The organism is Flavihumibacter sp. CACIAM 22H1 (assembly GCF_001601815.1).
In the GTDB taxonomy this organism is placed as follows: domain Bacteria; phylum Bacteroidota; class Bacteroidia; order Chitinophagales; family Chitinophagaceae; genus Flavihumibacter.
The window spans coordinates 1-20,596 of the sequence record NZ_LUKG01000035.1; the positions used below are offsets into that span (position 1 = coordinate 1).

9 protein-coding genes and 1 pseudogene are annotated in these 20,596 nt (G+C 47.6%); 6 read left to right on the plus strand and 4 right to left on the minus strand.

Annotated elements, in window-relative coordinates; genetic code table 11:
- A pseudogene (locus A1D16_RS11200) lies at positions 1–1,509 on the minus strand (hypothetical protein); the annotation flags it as partial.
- 165 nt (positions 1,510–1,674) lie between these two features.
- Between A1D16_RS11200 and A1D16_RS11205 the strand changes: the two are divergent.
- Positions 1,675–2,949: a Gfo/Idh/MocA family oxidoreductase gene (locus A1D16_RS11205; protein WP_290709459.1), complete on the plus strand. Its 1,275-nt coding sequence runs from the start codon at positions 1,675–1,677 to the stop codon at positions 2,947–2,949.
- A 24-nt stretch (positions 2,950–2,973) separates the two neighbouring features.
- The gene (locus A1D16_RS11210) at positions 2,974–6,417 is read left to right on the plus strand and encodes a DUF1080 domain-containing protein (RefSeq protein ID WP_290709461.1); all 3,444 of its coding nucleotides are present in this window, start codon (positions 2,974–2,976) and stop codon (positions 6,415–6,417) included.
- Between the two features lie 60 nt (positions 6,418–6,477).
- On the opposite strand, the gene A1D16_RS11215 is transcribed toward A1D16_RS11210, so the two are convergent.
- Complete coding sequence (locus A1D16_RS11215) at positions 6,478–8,916, minus strand: outer membrane beta-barrel protein (protein WP_290709463.1); 2,439 nt, start codon at positions 8,914–8,916, stop codon at positions 6,478–6,480.
- Positions 8,917–9,077: 161 nt separating this feature from the next.
- Here A1D16_RS11215 and A1D16_RS11220 point away from each other — a divergent pair, with 161 nt between their 5' ends.
- On the plus strand, positions 9,078–10,016 hold the full coding sequence (locus A1D16_RS11220; protein ID WP_290709465.1) for a hypothetical protein: 939 nt from the start codon (positions 9,078–9,080) through the stop codon (positions 10,014–10,016).
- A 46-nt stretch (positions 10,017–10,062) separates the two neighbouring features.
- Here A1D16_RS11220 and A1D16_RS11225 read toward each other — a convergent pair whose 3' ends face one another.
- On the minus strand, positions 10,063–12,012 hold the full coding sequence (locus A1D16_RS11225) for a TonB-dependent receptor (protein WP_290709467.1): 1,950 nt from the start codon (positions 12,010–12,012) through the stop codon (positions 10,063–10,065).
- 69 nt (positions 12,013–12,081) lie between these two features.
- On the opposite strand from A1D16_RS11225, the gene A1D16_RS11230 reads away from it, so the two are divergent.
- Complete coding sequence (locus A1D16_RS11230; RefSeq protein WP_290709469.1) at positions 12,082–13,566, plus strand: PLP-dependent aminotransferase family protein; 1,485 nt, start codon at positions 12,082–12,084, stop codon at positions 13,564–13,566.
- A gap of 411 nt (positions 13,567–13,977) precedes the next feature.
- Here A1D16_RS11230 and A1D16_RS11235 read toward each other — a convergent pair whose 3' ends face one another.
- Positions 13,978–16,878: a two-component regulator propeller domain-containing protein gene (locus tag A1D16_RS11235; RefSeq protein ID WP_290709471.1), complete on the minus strand. Its 2,901-nt coding sequence runs from the start codon at positions 16,876–16,878 to the stop codon at positions 13,978–13,980.
- 184 nt (positions 16,879–17,062) lie between these two features.
- Between A1D16_RS11235 and A1D16_RS11240 the strand changes: the two genes are divergently transcribed.
- Both A1D16_RS11240 and A1D16_RS11245 read left to right on the plus strand, forming a co-directional pair.
- Positions 17,063–20,158, plus strand: a complete 3,096-nt coding sequence (locus A1D16_RS11240; RefSeq protein WP_290709473.1) for a TonB-dependent receptor — start codon at positions 17,063–17,065, stop codon at positions 20,156–20,158.
- Positions 20,159–20,175: 17 nt separating this feature from the next.
- Positions 20,176–20,596: hypothetical protein (locus tag A1D16_RS11245; RefSeq protein WP_290709475.1), on the plus strand; the 421-nt coding region annotated here is incomplete at its 3' end.

Sequence of the window (20,596 nt, forward strand, 5' to 3'; positions counted from 1 at the left end):
ATCATAATTACTCGACTGGCGGAACCAGGCCGATAAAGAATTTTCATGTATTTCCGGACTTGAACTGATCGGTAGTTGCCGCTCGCCCTTTTCATTTACCACCGTTATCGCTTCAATAAATCTGGCCACTTCTTTTAACCAGGGATACGCCCGGTTGCGCAGAAAAGCTGTATCCCGGCTGTATTCCCATTGCAGGTTATAATGATGCGCCAGCCAGGCACTGACCGTGGGCGATAAACTGTATTGGATCCAACCGCCCATTTCCGTTCCATCCAACGTTGTTACACCCGGTACCGCCAGTCCGTCGACACCAAAATAACGTTTGGTATAGCGTTGATAGTTCTTTTTGTTTTCGTCCAGGTGATTCAGGTAACCCATGGCTTCTTGCAAATGATTAGCCGTATAGGAAGGCCAATAGCTTAACTGGGTATTGAGATCGTGATGATAATCTCCTTTCCAGGGTGGAATCCGTCCATTGTCTGCAGTCCAGACCGCCTGGAGAGAAATCGGGGGTGCATTTTCCCTGGCAGCCGACCCGAATTTGTATTGTTCAAGGTACCATTGCTTTTCTATAACGGGATCAGGTACCCGAAGCGTTGACTTTGACCAGTATTGGTTCCACCATAACAAATGGGTTGCGAATGCTTTTTTATACCCGATGTTCAACAGGGAATCAGCGGCACTGTACCCGGCGGCAGATGAGCCAGCGGTTTGGCGGAAACCCTGTCCCAGGTTTTCGGGATGAACGGTTTCAATGGTCCAAACCCCTTCCAGGGCACGTTTGCCGATCCGTTTCCATTTTACTAAAATCCGGTATCGGAATCCACCCCATCCTTCCTGTTCATATTCTATGCTATTCGCACCACGGTGCATGGCTCCCTGCGCATAACCCAGTCGCGCCAGATCATCTCCTCCCACCGGATCACCGGTATGGGCAACCGATCCCTGGTAGCGGGGGGCTAGTAGCTCAGGGGTAAAATCTGCCGGCACTTCGTCGAACCGGAAATATCCGACCGGTAAGCTGGCGTGCACAAAGCTTTTCAGCCGGGTGCCGGATAACCAGTTAACCCTGGCTTCTGCTTTTGCTATATCCAATACCACCGCGGTAGATTTTCCCAAACCCGGACTTTGAAATTCAAGGGCCCCTCCGGGAATTTTGGTAGGGGCGGGTTCCCGGTCATACGGATGGTCAAAATTGCGTTGAACGGGTGCATAGTCCTGCTGAATTACTTTTTCAAACACCCATTGGTAGCTGAACTCCGGGCGGTGCAGGCCTTTCATAGGGCGCTGATCCCAGAGATCTGCCCGATCCAGCGAAAACCTGAGCCGGCCCTCTTTTTGCCAGATAAGCGCTCCAATAAGTCCATTTCCGAGGGGAAGGGCTTCATCCCACTGTTTCGACAAACTATCAAAAACAAGTCCATGATGGGGTTGGGGCTGGGCGGTAAGTACGGAAGAGAAAATAAAAGGGCTGGCAAACAAAAACACCCGGTACAGTAATTTTTGCATGGGCAATCGATTTTTACTGATTTGATACCAAATCTATCTTCAATCGGTTCAGCGCTTTACCTAAATTTTACCCTTTTAGACGTCAGACAGGTGTTAGTACACTTTACTAACACCTGTCTGACGTCTAAAAGCCGTAACTTAAGCACGCAAAATCATTCCTGAATTATGTCAAGCCAACAGAGAAACTCACGGCGACGTTTCCTGCGAAACGCAGTCGGAACCATTGCCGCTTTTACGATCGTTCCCCGCCATGTATTAGGACGCGGGTATTTAGCCCCCAGTGATACCCTTACGAAAGGAGTAATTGGAGTAGGCGCCATGGGACGCGGGCATTTTGAATATGCCGGTACCCGCACCGTCGCTATCTGCGATGTAGATACCCGACATATCCAACTGGCCCTGCAGGCGTTGGGTGGAGGTAACGGCGTAAAAACTTTCCGCGATTACCGCGAACTCATTAACCTGCCTGAAGTAGATATTGTTCACATCGCCACCCCACCTCACTGGCACGGTATAATGGCCGCAGATGCAGCCAAGGCCGGAAAAGATATCTGGTGCGAAAAACCAATGACCCGCACCATCGGTGAAGGAAAAAGAGTACTGGAAGCCGTTCAACAACATGGCCGGATTTTCCGCCTTAATACCTGGTTCCGGTTCAGCGACAATTTTTACGGCATGAACACCACCGTAAAACCCATCAAAAAACTGGTAGACTCCGGCCTGCTGGGATGGCCCCTTAAGGTAACCGTAAGCCGTCATACGGGATTCGACTGGAAATTTTACTGGGTTGGAAAAACCGACCTGCCCACCGAACCCGTTCCGCAGGAACTCGATTATGAAATGTGGCTGGGCCCCGCCCCATTTAAACCCTATAGCACCCATCGTGTTCATACCACCTTCCGCGGCTATTGGGATTACGATGGCGGCGGATTGGGTGATATGGGACAACATTACCTTGACCCCATCCAGTATTTCCTGGGTAAAGACAACGATTCTCCCATACATGTAAGCGTTGATGCCCCGCAGCAACACGACGATGCGGTAGGCATTTGGAATAAAATCACCTACACTTATGCCGATGGCTGCCAGATCATTCTGGATGGCGATGGTTCAATGACAGATGCGGCTTATATCGAAGGCCCAAAGGGCAAACTCTATAAAGGTTTTCAATGCACCATTCCGGATATTGAACGTAAACTGGCAGAATTCCCCGACCCCGCTCCGGTAACCACCGACTTTGTGGAGGCCGTAAAAGGTCGCAAGAAATTTGCCCTCAATGAAGAAAACGGTCATCGCTCCTGCACCATCATCAATATGGGAAAAATTGCGCTTCAACTTGGAAGATCCTTACAGTTCGACCCTGTTCAGCAGGTCTTTCTTAACGATGAAGGCGCCAATCGCTTAATCAACCCGCCGATGCGCGGCCCCTGGTCAATTTAATTCATTCATTCCGACAAGCTCAATATGAAATATACAGTTCTCTCGCTATTACTGACCGGCGCACTGACGCAGGCCACTTCTACTGTACTAGCACAAACCGATCAGAACCGAACCATCCCCACCAAAATTGCAGATCTCCTCGCAAAAGCCCCTGCAGCCGATTCGGCTGAACTGATTGCCAATGCCAAAGCGGTTGCCGACCTGGGCGAAAACGGGTTGATCGAATTAATCAAACAACTCAACGGTTCCGGCGATAAAAGCCGGCAACATTTTGCTGTATCGGGTTTTAGTTTTTATTCTACTCAAACCGGCAGAGAAAACTGGCGGGCACTTGCTACCAGCGCATACGGTAAGGCATTGGAACAGGTTACAGACCCGGTAACCCAACAATTTCTGGTTGCACAACTCGAAATAGTGGGTAAAAACGATGCCCTGCCCTTTCTTAAGCCCCTCCTTGGTAACCCCCGGCTGGTAGACGCAGCCAGCAGGGCAATGGCAGCGATCAATACCCCGGAAGCACTGGCTTCCCTGACCGAAGCACTGAACGCAGCAGATGCAAACAGCAAGCTGGCCATTGTTCAGGCACTCGGCCATGCAAAATACCAACCAGCCGGTACGGCAATTTTAACTATTGCTAAAGAGGCCGACGGCCCCTTAAAAAATGCCGCCTACTATGCACTTGCTTCTATCGGTACACCAGCGGCCGAATCAATGCTGGCAGCCGCTGCCAAACAGGCCGGCTATCGTTTTGAAAACAACGAAGCCTCTGCTGCCTATCTTCAGTTGCTGGGCGCACAAACGGGCAATAAAGCCAGTACCCTGAAAAAAGCAACGGCGCTGATGAACAGTCTGCAGCAGCCTAACCAGTCTGCAACCCGCATTGCAGTATTAAAATTGCTCTGCAACCTGCAGGGAGATGCAGCGGTTCCCACCCTGATGGCAGCTTTAAAAGACAAAAACATTGAATACCGGCAGGCCGCCCTCCAATTTGCATCGCCTTATCTCACCAACGAAACAGCAGCTGCCTGGTTAAAAAATGCCAGCAGTCTTACACCCGTGGCTAAATCAGAACTGGTGAACGCATTTGCGGAGAAAGGCATTAAAGCAGCGGCTCCCCTTGCCCTTCAATTGCTGGAATCCAAAGACCCGGCCATTCGCAAAAACAGTATGAATGCAGCGGTTCAGCTGGCCGGTGATAAGGTGTTACCTATACTGGGGGTATACCTCAAAACAGCCGCTGCTGAGGAAGCGGAATCCATTACCAAAGCCATGCTGCTCGCAAGCCCGACAGCGGCCATAGAAACAGCCGCGGCCGTATTGCCAGCTGCAAATACCGCGGGCAAGGCAGCAAGCATTCAGCTACTTGGAGAAAGAGCTGCTTCCGCCCAGGTACCATTGGTACTTCCCTACCTGAGCAGCGAGGATACTCAACTTAAGGAAGCTGCCGCCCGCTCACTAACGCAGATGGTCATCCCCGAGCAATTGGAAAGCCTGTTTCCTTTATTAGCCAACGGCCCCTCTGAAGCAGACCTGAAAAACCGGCAGGATATTGTTATCAGCGCTTTAAACGGAATTAAAAACCCAACCCTGCAAACCAAACAACTGCTGAATGTATATCGCTCACTACCCCCGGAAAAACAAGCTAATTATTACCGGGTAATGGCTTCCCTGGGAGGAACTACCTTTCAGCAGGAAGTTACGGGGGGATATGAGAAAGCTTCTTCAGCCGCCCAACTAAAAATGGCCACCGCTTTAGGCGGCTGGAAAAATGGCGAGGCCCTGAATGCGGTTTTTAAACTGGCCTCCAGCAGCCAGTCTCCGGAACTTACCAATGCGCTGCTTACTGCATTTATACAGCAGGTTCGCATGAGCAATCAAACCGGTGAAAACAAATACCTGATGATCCGCGACCTGCTGCCGAAAGCCGACCAGCGCCAACAGGCAACACTATTGAATGAATTAGGGAAAATCAGTACCTACCCATCTGTATTTTACACGGCCGAATTCCTGAATAATACCGGTCTAAAAAATGCTGCAGCCAATGCCGTTATGAACGCCTGCCTCAATAACCCCCAGTTAAAAGGAGCGCAGATTCATCAAATCCTGGAAAAAGCAATTGCCAGCCTTTCCGGAAATGAAAGCGATTACCTGAAAGCCGCCGTACGCAAACATTTGGCCAGCTTGCCGAAAGAGGGAGACTTCCTGCCCCTGTTTAACGGACGCGACCTGAGTGGCTGGAAAGGCCTGGTGGGCAACCCTATTTCCCGCTCCAAGATGGATGCCATAACCCTGGCACGCGAACAGGATAAAGCCAATGCCAAAATGCGCGAAGGCTGGTCGGTGAAGGATGGCTTACTTGTTTTTAACGGGCATGGCGATAACCTCTGTACCGATAAAGCTTACCGCGATTTCGAACTCTTTGTTGACTGGAAAATTACCAAGGATGGCGATGCCGGTATTTACCTGAGAGGAACACCACAGGTGCAGATATGGGATACCTCCCGCCGCGATGTTGGCGCGGAAGTAGGATCGGGCGGACTATATAATAACCAGAAAAATCCAAGTAAACCCCTGGTGCTGGCAGATAATGCTATTGGCGACTGGAACCAGTTTCGCATCCTGATGGAAGGCGATATGGTAACCGTTTACCTGAACGGCAAACTGGTAGCAGATAAAGTGCCCTTAGAAAATTACTGGGATCGCAGCCTGCCACTTTTCAGGGAAGAACAAATTGAACTGCAGGCCCACGGAACCTATGTGGCCTACCGCGATATTTACCTGCGCGAAATCAAAACCCCGGAACCATTTACGCTCAGTGACGCGGAGAAAGCTGCCGGCTTTAAAGTATTGTTCGATGGCAGCAGCCTGCATGAATGGGTGGGTAACAAATCCGCTTATATCATTGAAGATGGCAACCTGGCTGTTTATCCCAAAAGAGGTGGTAACGGTAACCTCTACACGAAAGATGAATACGCCGATTTTATTTACCGTTTTGAATTCAAACTAACCCCTGGCGCCAACAATGGAGTGGGCTTGCGCGCACCCCTGGAAGGAGATGCTGCCTATGAAGGCATGGAAGTTCAGATCCTTGATAATGATGCGGATATTTATAAAAATCTACAGGTTTATCAGTACCATGGTTCCGTTTATGGTGTACTTCCTGCCAAACGCGGTTACTTAAAACCGGTAGGCGAATGGAATGAGGAGGAAATTGAATTAATCGGTAACAAAATTAAAGTAACACTGAACGGCACCGTTATCCTGGAGGGGGATCTTGCTGCTGCTGCAGCCAATGGAACGGTTGATAAGCGGGAACATCCCGGGTTAAAACGCAGCACCGGGCATATTGGATTTCTGGGCCATGGCGACACTCTTTTCTTCCGTAATATCCGGATCAAAGACCTCCGTGCAAAAGAAGAGCCGGTAAAACCCACCAAAAAGCGTTCGAAAAAAAGAAAGAAAAATTAATTGCTGATCAGAGAGAGCCGGTTTTCCGGCTCTCTTTATTTATAAAGACAACTGTTCTATTTAGCCGCTGACCCGGTCTGCTTCTTCTACTTTGCTGTTGCGCCGGGTGCTGGTTTTACCGGCCTTTCCAAAACGCCAGGTGAATGCCAGGTGTACTACCCTGGTATCGCGCTGAAGACGAAAATATTCATCGGCCTGGTTAAATAAGGTCAACCCCTCCATATCCTGCGTATAAAAAACATCTCTTGCCGAAAGTTTGAGGCTGGCTTTGTTTTTAAGTAGTTGACGGGCAAGCCCTATTCCAACCTGACCCGTCGGCTCTACGACCTCCTGAATATCGGCCTGGCTTCTGCTTATCATATACCCACTCAGCTCCAACGACCATTTTTTAGTCAGCTTGAACTGATTATTCATGGATAAACTGACCTGGGTAATGGAGGCTTTTAATGCTTTCCAGACAAAACCTTCCAGCTGTTTGTGTTGCAAATCGCCCTGCACGCTAAGTGTCCAGTAGGGCAGCAGAAGGTCTGAATAAGCGATGGAAAGTGCCAGTATCTTTTGCTTGCCCAGGTTACCTTCTGAATAAAAAAACGTACCGGTACTATCTGATAAAAAAATCTGCGAGAAGTAATCACGTGAATCGCTGTACGAAATACTGGTATTGAGCTTTTCCTTGAAACGATGCGTTAGTGCAAAGGAATAGGTGAACTGGGGTTTCATCAATGGATTTCCGCTCTGGTAGGTATATTTATTGATGATAAAAATAAAAGGGTTCAGCTTTTGGTAAGGCGGACGATCTATTCGTTTACTGGCAGTAAGGCTGATTTCATGACTGGAATCAAGCCGAAAACTGGCCTGCAGGTTAGGAAAAAAATTACCATACCTGTTCGAGAATGCCGAATCTTTTACCACCGCATTGCCCAGTTGATGCGCATCATAAGCGGTATGTTCATATCGTAGTCCCGCCTGGTACCACCAACGATTCGCTTTTCGCTGAATACTTGCATACGCAGCCGTTATCTGTTCATCGTATAAGAAATGATTGCTTCTGGCCAGATCATCTTCCCATCCCATGCCCTGGTTAATGGAATAAGCAGCTTTACTATTGGTGGAGGTGGCAGCCAGCTTTATGCCGGTTTCCAGAAGGAATGCATGTGGAAGTTGCAGCTGGTGATCAGCTTTGAAGGAGAGAATACGGATAGAGGCGGGTAACTGCCCGGCTTGGGCTTCTGTATATTGAACCCGATCATTTCGCTGGTTCTGAAAAAGCTGGTGCCCGTTGATTTGATAACCGAGCCAGTCAAGATCGGCCGTTAGCAATTGCCTGGCGTTAAACTGGTGCCGGAGGTTAAGGTTGATGGACGCATTTTTCCAGTCGGTACCATTATTGTTCCGGGTTTGAATAAGCGAGTCAGCCTGTCCGGTAGCAGAGAGCCAGCTGGCAATACCGTTTCCCTTGCCTTTTCTATCTATCAAGGTGCCGGAAAAGCTGGTTCCGATGGTGGTTTTTTTAGTAAGAAAATAATCCAGCCCGGCGCGAACAGTATGGTTTTTTGCGGTAGACTGGAACCAGGTAGGTTGTTCCAATCTTGATTGTACCTGTTGGCTTTCCTCTTTGTAATACGTACGCAGGGCATACATATCCAGGTAATTCTGGTTAGCGGTGAAACTATAGCTACCAAATGCATTAATTTTTCCACTGTAATAATTCACGGAAACTGCGTTGGTTGTTTTGGGATAAACCCCCTGTCCGGCAGATAGGCTGAGGTTTCCATTAAATCCTCTCTGGCGGTTTTTTTTGAGTTTTATATGGATGATTCCGCCGTTGCCGGCTGCGTCATAGCGGGCGGGGGGATTATCGATCAGTTCAATGCTTTCAATATCATTGCTGCTCATTCCCTGAAGCAGTGCGCTAAGTTCCTGGCCGGTCAGGTAGCTGGGTTTGTTATCGATCATAACCAACACCTGGTTACGGCCTTTCATGCTGATAGCGCCGTCTTTATCGATGGTAATGCCGGGCGCTCGTTCCAATACCTCCAGGGCGGTAGCCCCTGCATTATTGATGCTGGCATCTACTTTAAGAATGGTTCGATCCGGCAGGAATTGAACCGGTAGTTTTTTGGCAGTGATGGTAACTGTTTCAAGTTGTCCGGCAGGTTGCAGCCGGATGGTATAGGTACGTGGGGTGCTTCCCTGTTCTTTTTGAAGGGTTATGAGTTGGCAGGTGGGTTCAAAATTTACCCTGCTGGCGCAAAGCAGGTAATTGCCATAGGGAAGCTCGGGCAAGTCGATTCTGCCGGTGGAGTCGGTTATGCTGGAAAACAGGCGGGTGGAATCGGCTGGCTTGAGTACCTGGATACTGACAAATTCCAGGGCCTGCAGGTTTTCATCAAGAATGATTACTTGTACGGGAGGCGTTGCTGGTATAGCAGGTTGGGCGGCTCCCCACAGGGGCAATACCAATAAAAAACAGGCTTGGAACAATACTCCGGCTTTCATAATTTCTCAAAATTATCGTTTAGACGTCAGACAGGTGTTAGAACCTTGTTCTAACACCTGTCTGACGTCTACAATAGTTTCCCGCTCCAAACGTTAGGAATTGGAAAAACAGCCGTTTAGGCCGGAGAGAATTGAATGATTCACCGCAAAATTAGTATCCCTTGAAATACTCTTTATTGACTGGTTTATCGATAACACTGCTTGTAGCAGCCTGCTCCTCCTCCAAAGAAACTGCCAAAAGCCAACCTGCTGCCGGCTATAGCGTAAAAAATCTTACCCTTACTGATACTGTACCGGCCAGTTTGGTTGAACAGGCGCAAACTGAAAACGGGGCCTATATTCTTAAACCCGGTTTTTATGCCGCCGCGTTTAAAACCTATTGCCTTCAACCAGGAACCCCGGATCCCTCCTCCCGGGATGCCTATTTCCAGGTTCCCCTGAACCACCCCAGAAAAGAAATAATTGAAACAATTTTGCGTAACTCTTACTATGAAACTTCCCTGGATCAACGAAATATTCAATTGCTCCTATGGGGGGTTGTCAGCAAAACAGAATTCAACAAACTACCCAGCCCTGTTCAATTTACCGGTCGAAAACTACTCCATCCGAAGCAGATTTTTGAATTAAACGGTGGCGTTGTGGGCCTTGTTAAAACGGTAGCGGCTGTTATGCCATCCTCCGGAGCCCTGGGCGATATCCAACAAGTTTTCAATACCGGTGTGCATTCCTATGAAGCATACGAACGGATTGCGGTACCAAGAACAGTTTCTCAGATGCGGCATCCTGAATTCCAACTGAACCAATGGTACCAGCATTCAGATGGCTTTTTTGTTCGTTATTACCCGGATGGATACAAAAAAACCACCATCCAGGTATATGTTCCTGAGTACACCCAACAGGGCGATAGCCTGGTTAACTATGTTCTTTTTGATCCTACCAGCATATCTATTGCGCCTGCTAATACCAATGCACAACAATTGGGTATCGGAGCACCTGAGATAATAGCTGTAATCCGTACGGTAATCAACGTTATTGATCTTGATAAACCTAGGCGGCCCGCAAAAAAGGAACCCTCTCCCAAGCACCCGAAGGCTTCCTAGGTGCCTAGGTGTCAGACACATGTTCTAACACCTATCTGACGCCTTACTAGAGCCGGAACGACAATCCACCCATCACCCAGCGGCCCGGCATAACCGAACCCAAAAGATCCTGGTAAGCCACATCGAAAATATTATCGACCTGCACAAAAACCCTCAAGCGCGCCTGCCATACTGCCGCCTGCAGTTTTCCATTAAAAAGGAAATAATCCGGCTCCAACACAGCGCCAATTCCGGCAGCTTGCTGAGCCATACGATATTTATACAAGGCACCCACACTCATATAAAACCGTCCGATCTGAACCTGTGCATTTAGATTACTCAGCCAACGCGCATGAGATGATAAATACAAAGAGGGGGTGGATTCACTTCCTTTCGATTCAATCCAGGTAAGCCCGGCATTCAGCCAGAGTTCCTTTTTATCGCCAAATTTTTGTCGGTATTGTCCATCCAGCTCCACCCCCCGCGTATTCACACGGGCAATATTTTTTGCCAGGGCATAGGCCCCCGTTGGTGATAAATTGTCCTTGCGGGGCATTTCTGCATAAGGCGTATTCGTCCAGTCGATCAACTGCTCCTGAAACCGCTGAAAATAAGTTGCTGCCAACTTAAACCGGGTAGTTACAAAATAATCCGCCCCCAGCTCATACGACCAGGAACGCTCAGGATTCAGATCCGGATTGCCAATACGGCCGCCTGTTACCAATGCCCTGTTATAATTATTAAACCGTTCGGTGAAATCAGCGTCGCGGATTGTTTTACCTCCGCTACCACGTAATTGCCAATCGCCGGCCCGATAAGAAATGTTTACCTGTGGTACCCATTCCCAGTTCGAGCGCTCATTCCATTCGAGTCGCAAGGCGGGACTTATCATCCAATGCTCGCCCAATTGTTGATTCATCACCAGAAAAGCGCCTCCCTGCAATACCGTATGATTGCCTCGGTCATTAGACGCAATTTTTTTACTGATAAACTGCATCCCCGCGGTAAGCCCGGTTTTTTCTGTCAACTGAATTTCATCCCGTACCTGTGCCTGCACCAATTCACTTACGCTGCGATTGGCGACCGAGCTTTTATTGAATGCAAATTCATCTACCAGATGTTTATAACCGATATCCATCAGCAAACGGTCTTTTTTACCTACCCGTTGCACCTGTAACTGCGTCCACCAGCTTTTTATTTTTTCTTTCGCCGTATCCGATGCAAACGTGGTATAAAAGTTCTGCGCCCCAAAATCTCGATCATCCAATGCCACCCTTGCGCTCAGTTTCCAGCGATCGTTCAGCCATTGTGCGCCCGAAAGAGAAACCGTGTTATTGTGAAAGAACCCCCGGGTACCTCGTTGCAATTGCCCATCAGCATGGTTTGATAAGATTCCTGCACTGAATGCTGTACGGTTTTTGCGGATAAATGCTCCGGCCTGCACCGAGCCGTATTTATATTCACCAATGGCCCCCTGCGCCTGCACTGCTACGGTATCAGCAGCTTCTGCCCGCGCAGCATAGGTACGTGTAATAATATGGACAACACCTCCTACCGCTTCCGCGCCATAAATGGCAGAACCTGCTCCCTTCAGAATTTCTATCCGATCAATTTCAGCAGGTGCCAGTGGAATATAGGCCGAAAAATGGCCGGTATTCGGATCATTCAACCGCATTCCATCTAATAACACCAATACCTGCTGGAAACTACCGCCACGTATTACTATATCAGCCTGACTACCTGCTGGTCCGCGTAGCTGCATTTCCACGCCCGGCAAAAAGCGCAACAACTCATCTACCGACTGCACCGGTAAATCCATAAAACGATCGCCTTTTATAACGAAAACATTGCGTCCGGTACGCGAGGTCTGAATTGGATTAACCGAAGCTGTTACCGTTACCGGGTCTAGTTCCATGCCTTTTTCCTGCGAAACTGCCATCGAATGAACACCTGTTACCGCTACTGTTAGCAGTATTAAACGGCTTGCAAAAAAATTTCTGTCCATCTGTTGATACATATATCCTGTTCAATTTGCCGGCAAATCTAGTACCTTGCCGGTCTGCATTACTGTACCAGTTTGTATATTATGGCTAGTCCGGTTACAATTCCATTTGAATCAATCATACAGATCGATCGTGGTTCCAGCACACCTGTTTACCTACAGATTGCTCACCAGATCATCAATGCCATCCAACGTCAATACCTTCCTGCTGGTACCCGCCTGCCCGGCAGCCGGCAGCTGGCTACTGCCTTACGAGTGCACCGGAACACCATCATCATGGCCTGTCAGGAGCTGGATGCCCAGGGCTGGCTGGAGATCCATCCCAATAAAGGCAGTTTTATTATCGGGAAAGTTGATCCAAAACCTACAAAATTCCAATCTGGCATAACCAGTCGCCTGGTCCATTATCCCCTTCAAACCGGCTTTTATTTCAGAAAATCGAACCTGCTAGACAACCCGATGGAAGCAGGCAATACCCGGCTCGTCCTGAACGATGGGCTACCAGACTATCGGCTTTTACCCCTGGATCAGTTAGGCCGTTATTACAGTGCCAGCCTGAAACGTAAAATGAATCGCAGGCATCTTGGCTATCATATATCGGAAAGCAATCTGTTTTTCAGGAAACAGCTGGCCAATTACCTGAACCTTACACGCGGACTTCATATTTCTCCGGATAATATTCTGCTAACCCGGGGCACAGAAATGAGCCTTTTTATAACAGCCAGCCTGCTTTTGCAGCCCGTTGACACGGTGGTGGTAGGCACCCCTGGTTATTACAGCATGAATATGATTTTTCAACAGGCGGGTGCCCGCATCAAAACCGTTCCGGTGGATGCGGAAGGAATTGACACGTTGGCGGTCCGAAAGCTTTGCGAAAAACAAGCGGTTCGATTGGTGTACCTTACCCCGCATCATCATTACCCAACAACAGTACCCTTAAGTGCCGGGAGGCGAATAGAATTATTAAATATGGCTACTGAGTTTGGTTTTGTAATACTGGAAGATGATTTTGATTATGATTTCCAGTATGATAAAAGCCCGGTTCTACCATTGGCCAGTGCCGATACGGGCGGAATGGTTGTTTATTGCGGAAGTTTTGGGAAATTACTGGCTCCTGGATTTCGCACTGGTTTTGTGATAGCTCCGGAAAACCTGATTGCAGAATTACGAAAGCATTTACAGGTGGTAGACCGCCAGGGAGATCCGCTGCTGGAGCAGGTGTTGGGAGAGTTGATTGAAGAAGGAGAGATGCACCGCCTTTTAAAAAAATCTTTGCCCATCTACAAGGAAAGACGAAATAGAACGGTGGATCTATTGAAGGCAGCATTGGCCGAACAGCTTAGCTTTGAAGCGCCGGGAGGCGGACTTGCCATTTGGCTGAAATGGAAGAATGCCTTAAATCTTGGGCAATTCAGCAAAGCCTGTGAAGCCCGCGACCTATTTATTCCAAGAACCTTGTTATATCAACAAAAGAACCTCACGGCCATGCGTATGGGCTTTGGTCATCTGGAAGATGCCGAGCTGCGGGATGTGGTGCAGATCATGCAGGAGGTAATGATTACCCAATAATTTAACAACATGTTTTCGACCAGAACAATTTTTCTGATAGATGGAATAGGTGCTTTGCTAACGGCAAGTAGTTTACTATTTGTACCGTCGCTTTTCCCCGATTTATTCGGCTTACCCAGGAACACTACCTGTTTATTGGGAGGAATAGCTGTGGTGTTGGCGTCTTATTCATTAGTTACCTATGCTTTTTTCCAACCGTCTTACGGAAAAATCCTGCTGCGTGGCATTGCGTTGGGCAACGCAGCGTATTGTATACTCACTGCTTGGCTACTATCTCCTTTCTTGAAAGAACTGACTGTCTTCGGTTGGCTGTATTTTTCGGCAGAAGTATCAATAATACTGTTTTTGGTCGGGTGGGAATGGAAGACGTCAGACAGGTGTTAGAACTGTGTTCTAACACCTGTCTGACGTCTAAAACGATGAAAAAAACTCCGGAAAACTTTTTTCCGTCGGAATTTGTAATTTTTTCCGCAGGCGATACCTCGAAATCTCCACACCCCGCAAAGAAATATTCATCAGCTGGGCAATTTCTTTGGAAGACATATTAAGCTGCAAATAAGCGCACAATTTTAAATCAGTACCCGTAAGCTGGGGATACCGCCCCTTCATCTTTTTTAAAAAATCATCATTGATCTCATCAAAACGGGCAGCAAAACGATCCCAGTTCTCATTGTTCCGCTCAATGTCATGCACCAACTGCATAGCTTTTTTCAAACTATTATCATGCTCGCCGGACTTGTACAATTTCTGCAACTCTTCTTTTACCCGGGCCAAGGCATCCGTCCGCTCTACCAAATGAAGTGCCGCATCCGCTAACTCTTTGTTCTTATACCGCACTTCCTGCTCCAGTTTTTCATTCTGTAACTGGATGATCGCTTTTTCATTCTGCTCAATCTCCAGCTGATGCAGGATCTCCAACTGCCGCTGCTTTTCTTCAAACTTTAATAATTGCTGCCGCAGTTTATACCGTTGCCAGCGCACCAGCGCCACAACCAGCAATATCCCCAATAACGTATAGAGCAAATAAGCATAACTGCTTTTATACCAGGGCGGCGCAACAGAAAACCGGTACGCCACCGGCGCTGATTCCCGACCAAGATTGGTTCTTGCCCGTACTTTAAATACATAATTACCTCCTGTCAGGTTCGTATAATCTTTCCCCGTACGAATTGACCACTCACTCCAGTCTGAATCAAAACCTTCCAGCATATAGCTGTATTCAATGGTATTCGGTAAACCATAATAGGGAGAACTGAATTCAAACCGGAAAGAACTGAACTGACTGTGCAAACGGGGGGCTGACCAATTGCCAAATCCAGCATATAATATACTATCAGACCTGCCGATAGCCCGCACTTCCCCAATCTGAACCGTCAGCGGCGATCGGTTCGATTGGTACTTTTCCATATTAAAATGAATCAGTCCTTTCTCCGAGGCAATAAATATATTTCGTGCATCATATGGGTAGATCTGCTCAAAACCCGATAAAATCTGCCCGGTTAGCTCCGGAAAAAATACAGGTGCTGAAAAACCACCCACCGCTTCTTTTCCAGCGTCGTCCTCCTGTTCCCCTGGTTTATCATTTTTCTTTCGCATCACTGCACCCATCCGCTTTCCACTCACAAACCACACATTTCCTTCTGTATCTTCTTTAAGATACCGCAACTCCATATCGCCTAATACAGTACCTAAAAACTCCGATTTAATAAAACGACCCGATGCAGCATCGAATTCATAGGCGCCTTTTTCTGTAGCAAACAAAACCCTGTTCTGTACCCTGAATACATGGTTTCCGAGATCCGATGGCAAGCCTTCTTTAGAAGTAAACAAACGGGTTTCATAGGTGCTGCGATCGGCCGATAGTGTAATTTTATAAATACCCCTGTACGGATGAGAGGCCCAGATACTACCATCGTTATCGATCGCCAAAAAACGAAGCGATTCATACAACCCCTTGAGATTGCCTTCATTGTAAAACCGTCCGTTGGCAAACCGCAGTCTTTTTAACCCGGTATAGTTTCCAACCAGTATTTCTTCCGAAGGTAATACAACCGATAAGGGCTGGAAAATCCAGGCGGGCTCCAGCGCAATACGTTCTGCCTGATCGGGTGTCAGTAAATAGGTGCCATTGTTATGGGCCATAAGAAGCTGGCGATTCACCTCATCCAACCTCCAAACCTGCCCTGAACTGCCTGGAATAAACCCAAAACTTCCCCTTACAAAACTCAGGTCGGGCATTGAAGGATCCAGTTTTACTACATACGCACCATCCGATGTTGCCAGGTAAAGCCGGTTGTCCAGGATCCTGGCACCAAATCCCGCCAGCTCATTTTCCACATTGGGATGAATATATTTGACAGCGGCATTGTACGCAATAAAACTAATGCCGTTATTAAGCCCGGCCCATAAATTCCCATCGCGATCCAGTAATGCACTTAATATATTATTATTCTGCAATCCTTCCTTTCTACCCAGTTGCTGAATGATCCGGCCCTGAAAATCCAATACAAACGCTCCGGAAGACCCGGTTCCCACCATAAATTCACGCTGGTTTAAGGCTACCACGGCGTTTACATCTGAAGGAAAATAGGTTTTGGGAAACGCTTTCGCCGGCTGTATACTGTCTTTCACCAGCCAAAATCCGCCCTCCCGCACGGTTAACATCAGGATGGAATCAGGTCCATGCTGCAGCATACCATTAACCGGCTTATACTGAATAAATGAATTTCCGGTAATTGGCTGCCATTGATGCTCGCGCCATTCAAACAGGCCATGTACTACATCCTGGGCATATAAACGACTGCCCATTTTTTTTAACCAAACCCATTCTGAGCGTGCTTTGAATACACTGGCTTTCCCATTGTTCCATTCAATAATCCGATCAAGTGCACGGAAAAAAACGGCTGACCCCAGCACTTCAATATCCCATATATCGGCAATGCTCCGCTGGTCCGCGGGTAGCTTACCCAGCAGGGATGTATACGTTAAAACACCCTGTTTGTCCGGGGCAAAAAACCCCAATTCTCCCTGGCCGCCGGCATAAATCCGACCTGCTTCATCCACGGCCAGCGATCGCATGATGGTTTTATTCGGCAGGGCATAGTCTTTCCAGAAAGTTCCATCGTAGGTGAGTAATCCCTCATTATTAGCAAAATAGAGCCGGCCGGCACTGTCCTGTTTTATATCCCAGGTTTGTGTACCCCCATGAAAATCCGTTTTGGTATAATTGATAATCCGGGGCAGGCCGATGGTATTCTGGGCCTTTCCCGCAATCGTCGCTAATAAGCCAACAAGCAGCCAGCAAATTTTCATTTTATAAACTTACGGAATTGCTATGATGTAGTGATGATGTAGTCAAATTCTATTGATTATCAATGGTATAATACAAATTTGATGTAGTTCTGTTGTAGAGGTTTCCTTGCAAGGGCAAACCGGGATACCTAGTTTTATCCTCCCGCGAAATAAACTCCGGGAACTAACTAAAATTTGCTTGCATATGAAAAACGTGCTGCGACGAGTATTGCTACTCTGGGTCGGTCTGCTATTGGCCGTACTTGGGTTTACCCAAACCAAACCCGTCACCGGAAGGGTTATTGATGAAAAAGGCAATCCGGTTCAAAATGCCTCGATACTGGTGAAAGGCACCAACCAGGGAACCAGTACCGATGAAAATGGGAATTTTAAACTCGAGGTTCCCTCCTCCGCTACCACACTCACTATTTCCTCGCTCAGTTTCGTAGATCAGGAAGTACGTATCAGCGGTTCCGTCCTGAGTATTACCCTTCAATCCAGCTCCGCTCAAATGGATGAAGTGGTGGTGGTTGGTTACGGAACCCAGAAAGTCACCAAAATTTCAGGGGCAATCGCCACGGTAAAAGAAAAAGAGATCGAAAAACTAAGGCCCGTGCGCGCAGAAGATGCGATCCAGGGTCGTGCTTCAGGGGTAACCGTAGTTTCTCCCGGGTCTCCTGGCGCTAAACCCACTGTTTTAATCCGCGGTATTCCTTCTTATACCGGAACCGACCCCGTTGTAATTGTGGACGGCTCTATTCAAACCCTGGACGACCTCAACTCTATTCCAGCGGCTGATATTGAATCGATTAATATCCTGAAAGACGCCGCTACCACCTCCATTTATGGGGTGAAAGGGGGCAATGGGGTGATCCTGGTAAGCACCAAATCTGGTCGCCGTAACCAGAAAACCGAATTTGCTTACAGCGGAAACTATGGTGTCCAGGAAGTTTTCAGCAAAATAGGGGTTTTAAACGCTACCGAATATGCAGCTATCGTAAACGAAGGCTCCGTGGCCAGTGGCGGAGACCTGATCTTCCCCGATCTGAGCGCTCTGGGTAAAGGAACCGACTGGCAGGATCAGATCTTTAAAAAAGCGCCCATCCAAAGCCATTCACTGACGGCACGCGGCGGCTCGGAAAAAATGACCTATTTCCTATCCGGCTCTTTCCTGAACCAGGACGGCATCGTAGGCGGGGGAGATAAATCCTTTTTCCGCCGGATGAATGCCACGTCAAATATTACGTATAACCTCAGTTCCAAGCTCAAGTTTACAGCCAATACCAGTTTTGTAAATATCCGGGGATCCGGTATTGCGGAAAACTCCATCAATGGAGTTATTTCGAATGCGTTGAATTTTGATCCTACCACCCCTATTTACAATACCAATCCAGCTGTATACGGTAAGTATGCCACCAGCCCCAATATTTTATCGGAAATTTTCAACCCGCTTACCCAACTGGCCGATACCTATAATAAATCCAATACCAATAAACTCTATGGTAAACTGGAGATGACCTATAGCCCGATTAAAAACCTGAACCTTACGTCGAGGTTTGGTTATACTTATACCAATGTGGTGGGCAAAAGCTTTAACCCGCTGTCTTTTTATGGAGCCGGGCATATCAATTCCACGCTCAATGCTGATGGAACCCCCCGAACCGGTGCGCATAACAGTGTTTCCGAATACAAAAACACCTATTATAACTACACCTGGGAAAACTTTGCCAGTTATGCCTTCAACTTGAATGAGGTACACAATTTCGATGCAGTAGTTGGTATGTCTGTTGCAAAAGTAACAGGCAACGGACTGGATGCATCTCGCCAGGATGTGCCCTTTAATTCATGGGAGTTTGCAGATATCTCGTCTGCAACCGGGCTGGCAGTTAACAACGGGTTGGGAGCCGGAAGCTTCCAGTATGAGCGTCGCAATCTTTCTTATTTCGGCCGGCTTAATTACGATTACAATAACCGGTACCTGGCCAGTTTCACCGCGCGTAGGGATGGATCCTATGCTTTTGGTCCGGCTAATAAATTTGCTAATTTTTATGCCGGATCGCTGGGCTGGATCGTAAGCAATGAAGATTTTTTCAATAGCAACCTGATCAGCCACCTCAAAATCCGCGGTAGTTATGGTGCCACAGGTAACGAAAATGTGAGCCCGCAGTTTCAACGGATCTCCAATGTAGTGTATGCCTACGGATTAGGACAAAATGCCGGTTATACGTTTGGAGAGAATGGAACCTCCATTGGTGCTACCATATCTTCTTTCCGCAATGATGCACTTGGCTGGGAAAAGCAGGTACAGCAGAACTATGGATTTGACATCGCTATACTAAACAATAAACTGAGTTTGTCTGCTGATTATTACCAGAAAAACATCAGCGGTCTATTGTTTACACCAACGCTTTCCCTGTACCTCGGAACGGCGGCTTTACCTACTGCAAATATTGGCACAACCCGTACCAGTGGGGTAGATCTCAACCTGAGTTATACCGAAACCTTCAGCAAAAATTTCCGGCTGAATACATACATTAACTTCACTACAGCTAAAAATGAAGTAACCGAAACCAATAACGGATTGATTGCCGGTGGTAATTATGGTATCCCCGGACAACAGGTTACCCGCTTTGAAAAGGGATATACACCCGGTTATTTCTTCGGCTATAAAACAAATGGTCTGTTCCAGAACCAGGCGGAAGTGGATGCTGCTTCGGCACAACCCGGTGCACAACCCGGCGATATCCGGTATATGGATATGAATAAAGACGGCGTCATTAACGCAGATGACCGTACGCAAATAGGCGACCCTTTTCCTGATTTCACTATGGGCTGGGGCCTTAACCTGGAGTATAAGGGGTTTGATTTTACCACCTTCGTATATGCATCCGTGGGAAATGATATCTATCGTGCCTACGAGCGCAACCTGGCTATGACCAATAAATACAGAGGGGTACTAGGGCGCTGGACCGGCGAAGGATCTACCAACGATGCCCGTTATCCGCGCTACTCATTTGTAGATGGCAACAATAATATACGTGCATCTGACCGCTATGTGGAAGATGGTTCTTTCATCAAAATCAAAGACCTGCAACTGGGTTATACCCTCAGCAGCAACTGGATGAAGCGAATCAAAGTAAACCGCATCAGGGTATATGCACAGGTTAAAAATGCACTCACATTTACAAACTATTCAGGCTATGATCCTGAAATATCCGGCGGCATTTTCGACACGGGAATTGACCGTGGTATTTATCCGCAGGCAAGAACCTGGTCAGCAGGAATTGACGTGAAATTCTAATCCCAAAAAAGACACTAATGAAACATCGTATATATATAGCAGTTGGTATGGCGCTGTTAACCGCCACTCCTTCCTGTACAAAATTTATCGAATACAGTCCGCGGGAAGATTACCAGATTACAGCTGATGACTATTTTAAAACAGCCGACGATTACCAGAAAATGCTGATCGGCGTTTATTCACCCCTTCAATGGCTCTGGGCGGTGCCTGTTATAGGTGATGTAGCTTCTGACAATTCCGTATCCGGGGGAGAAAATGCCACCGATGTATTGGGGCTGCAACAGATCGATGATTATACCACCATTTCTGTCAATAGTTACATGACGGAGATCTGGAAAACCTGTTATGAAGGAATCAACCGGGCCAATTACCTGGAAGAAAACAAAGGCAAACTTGAATTTGCCGGCAAAGAACAGGTATATGCACAGGTTTATTTCC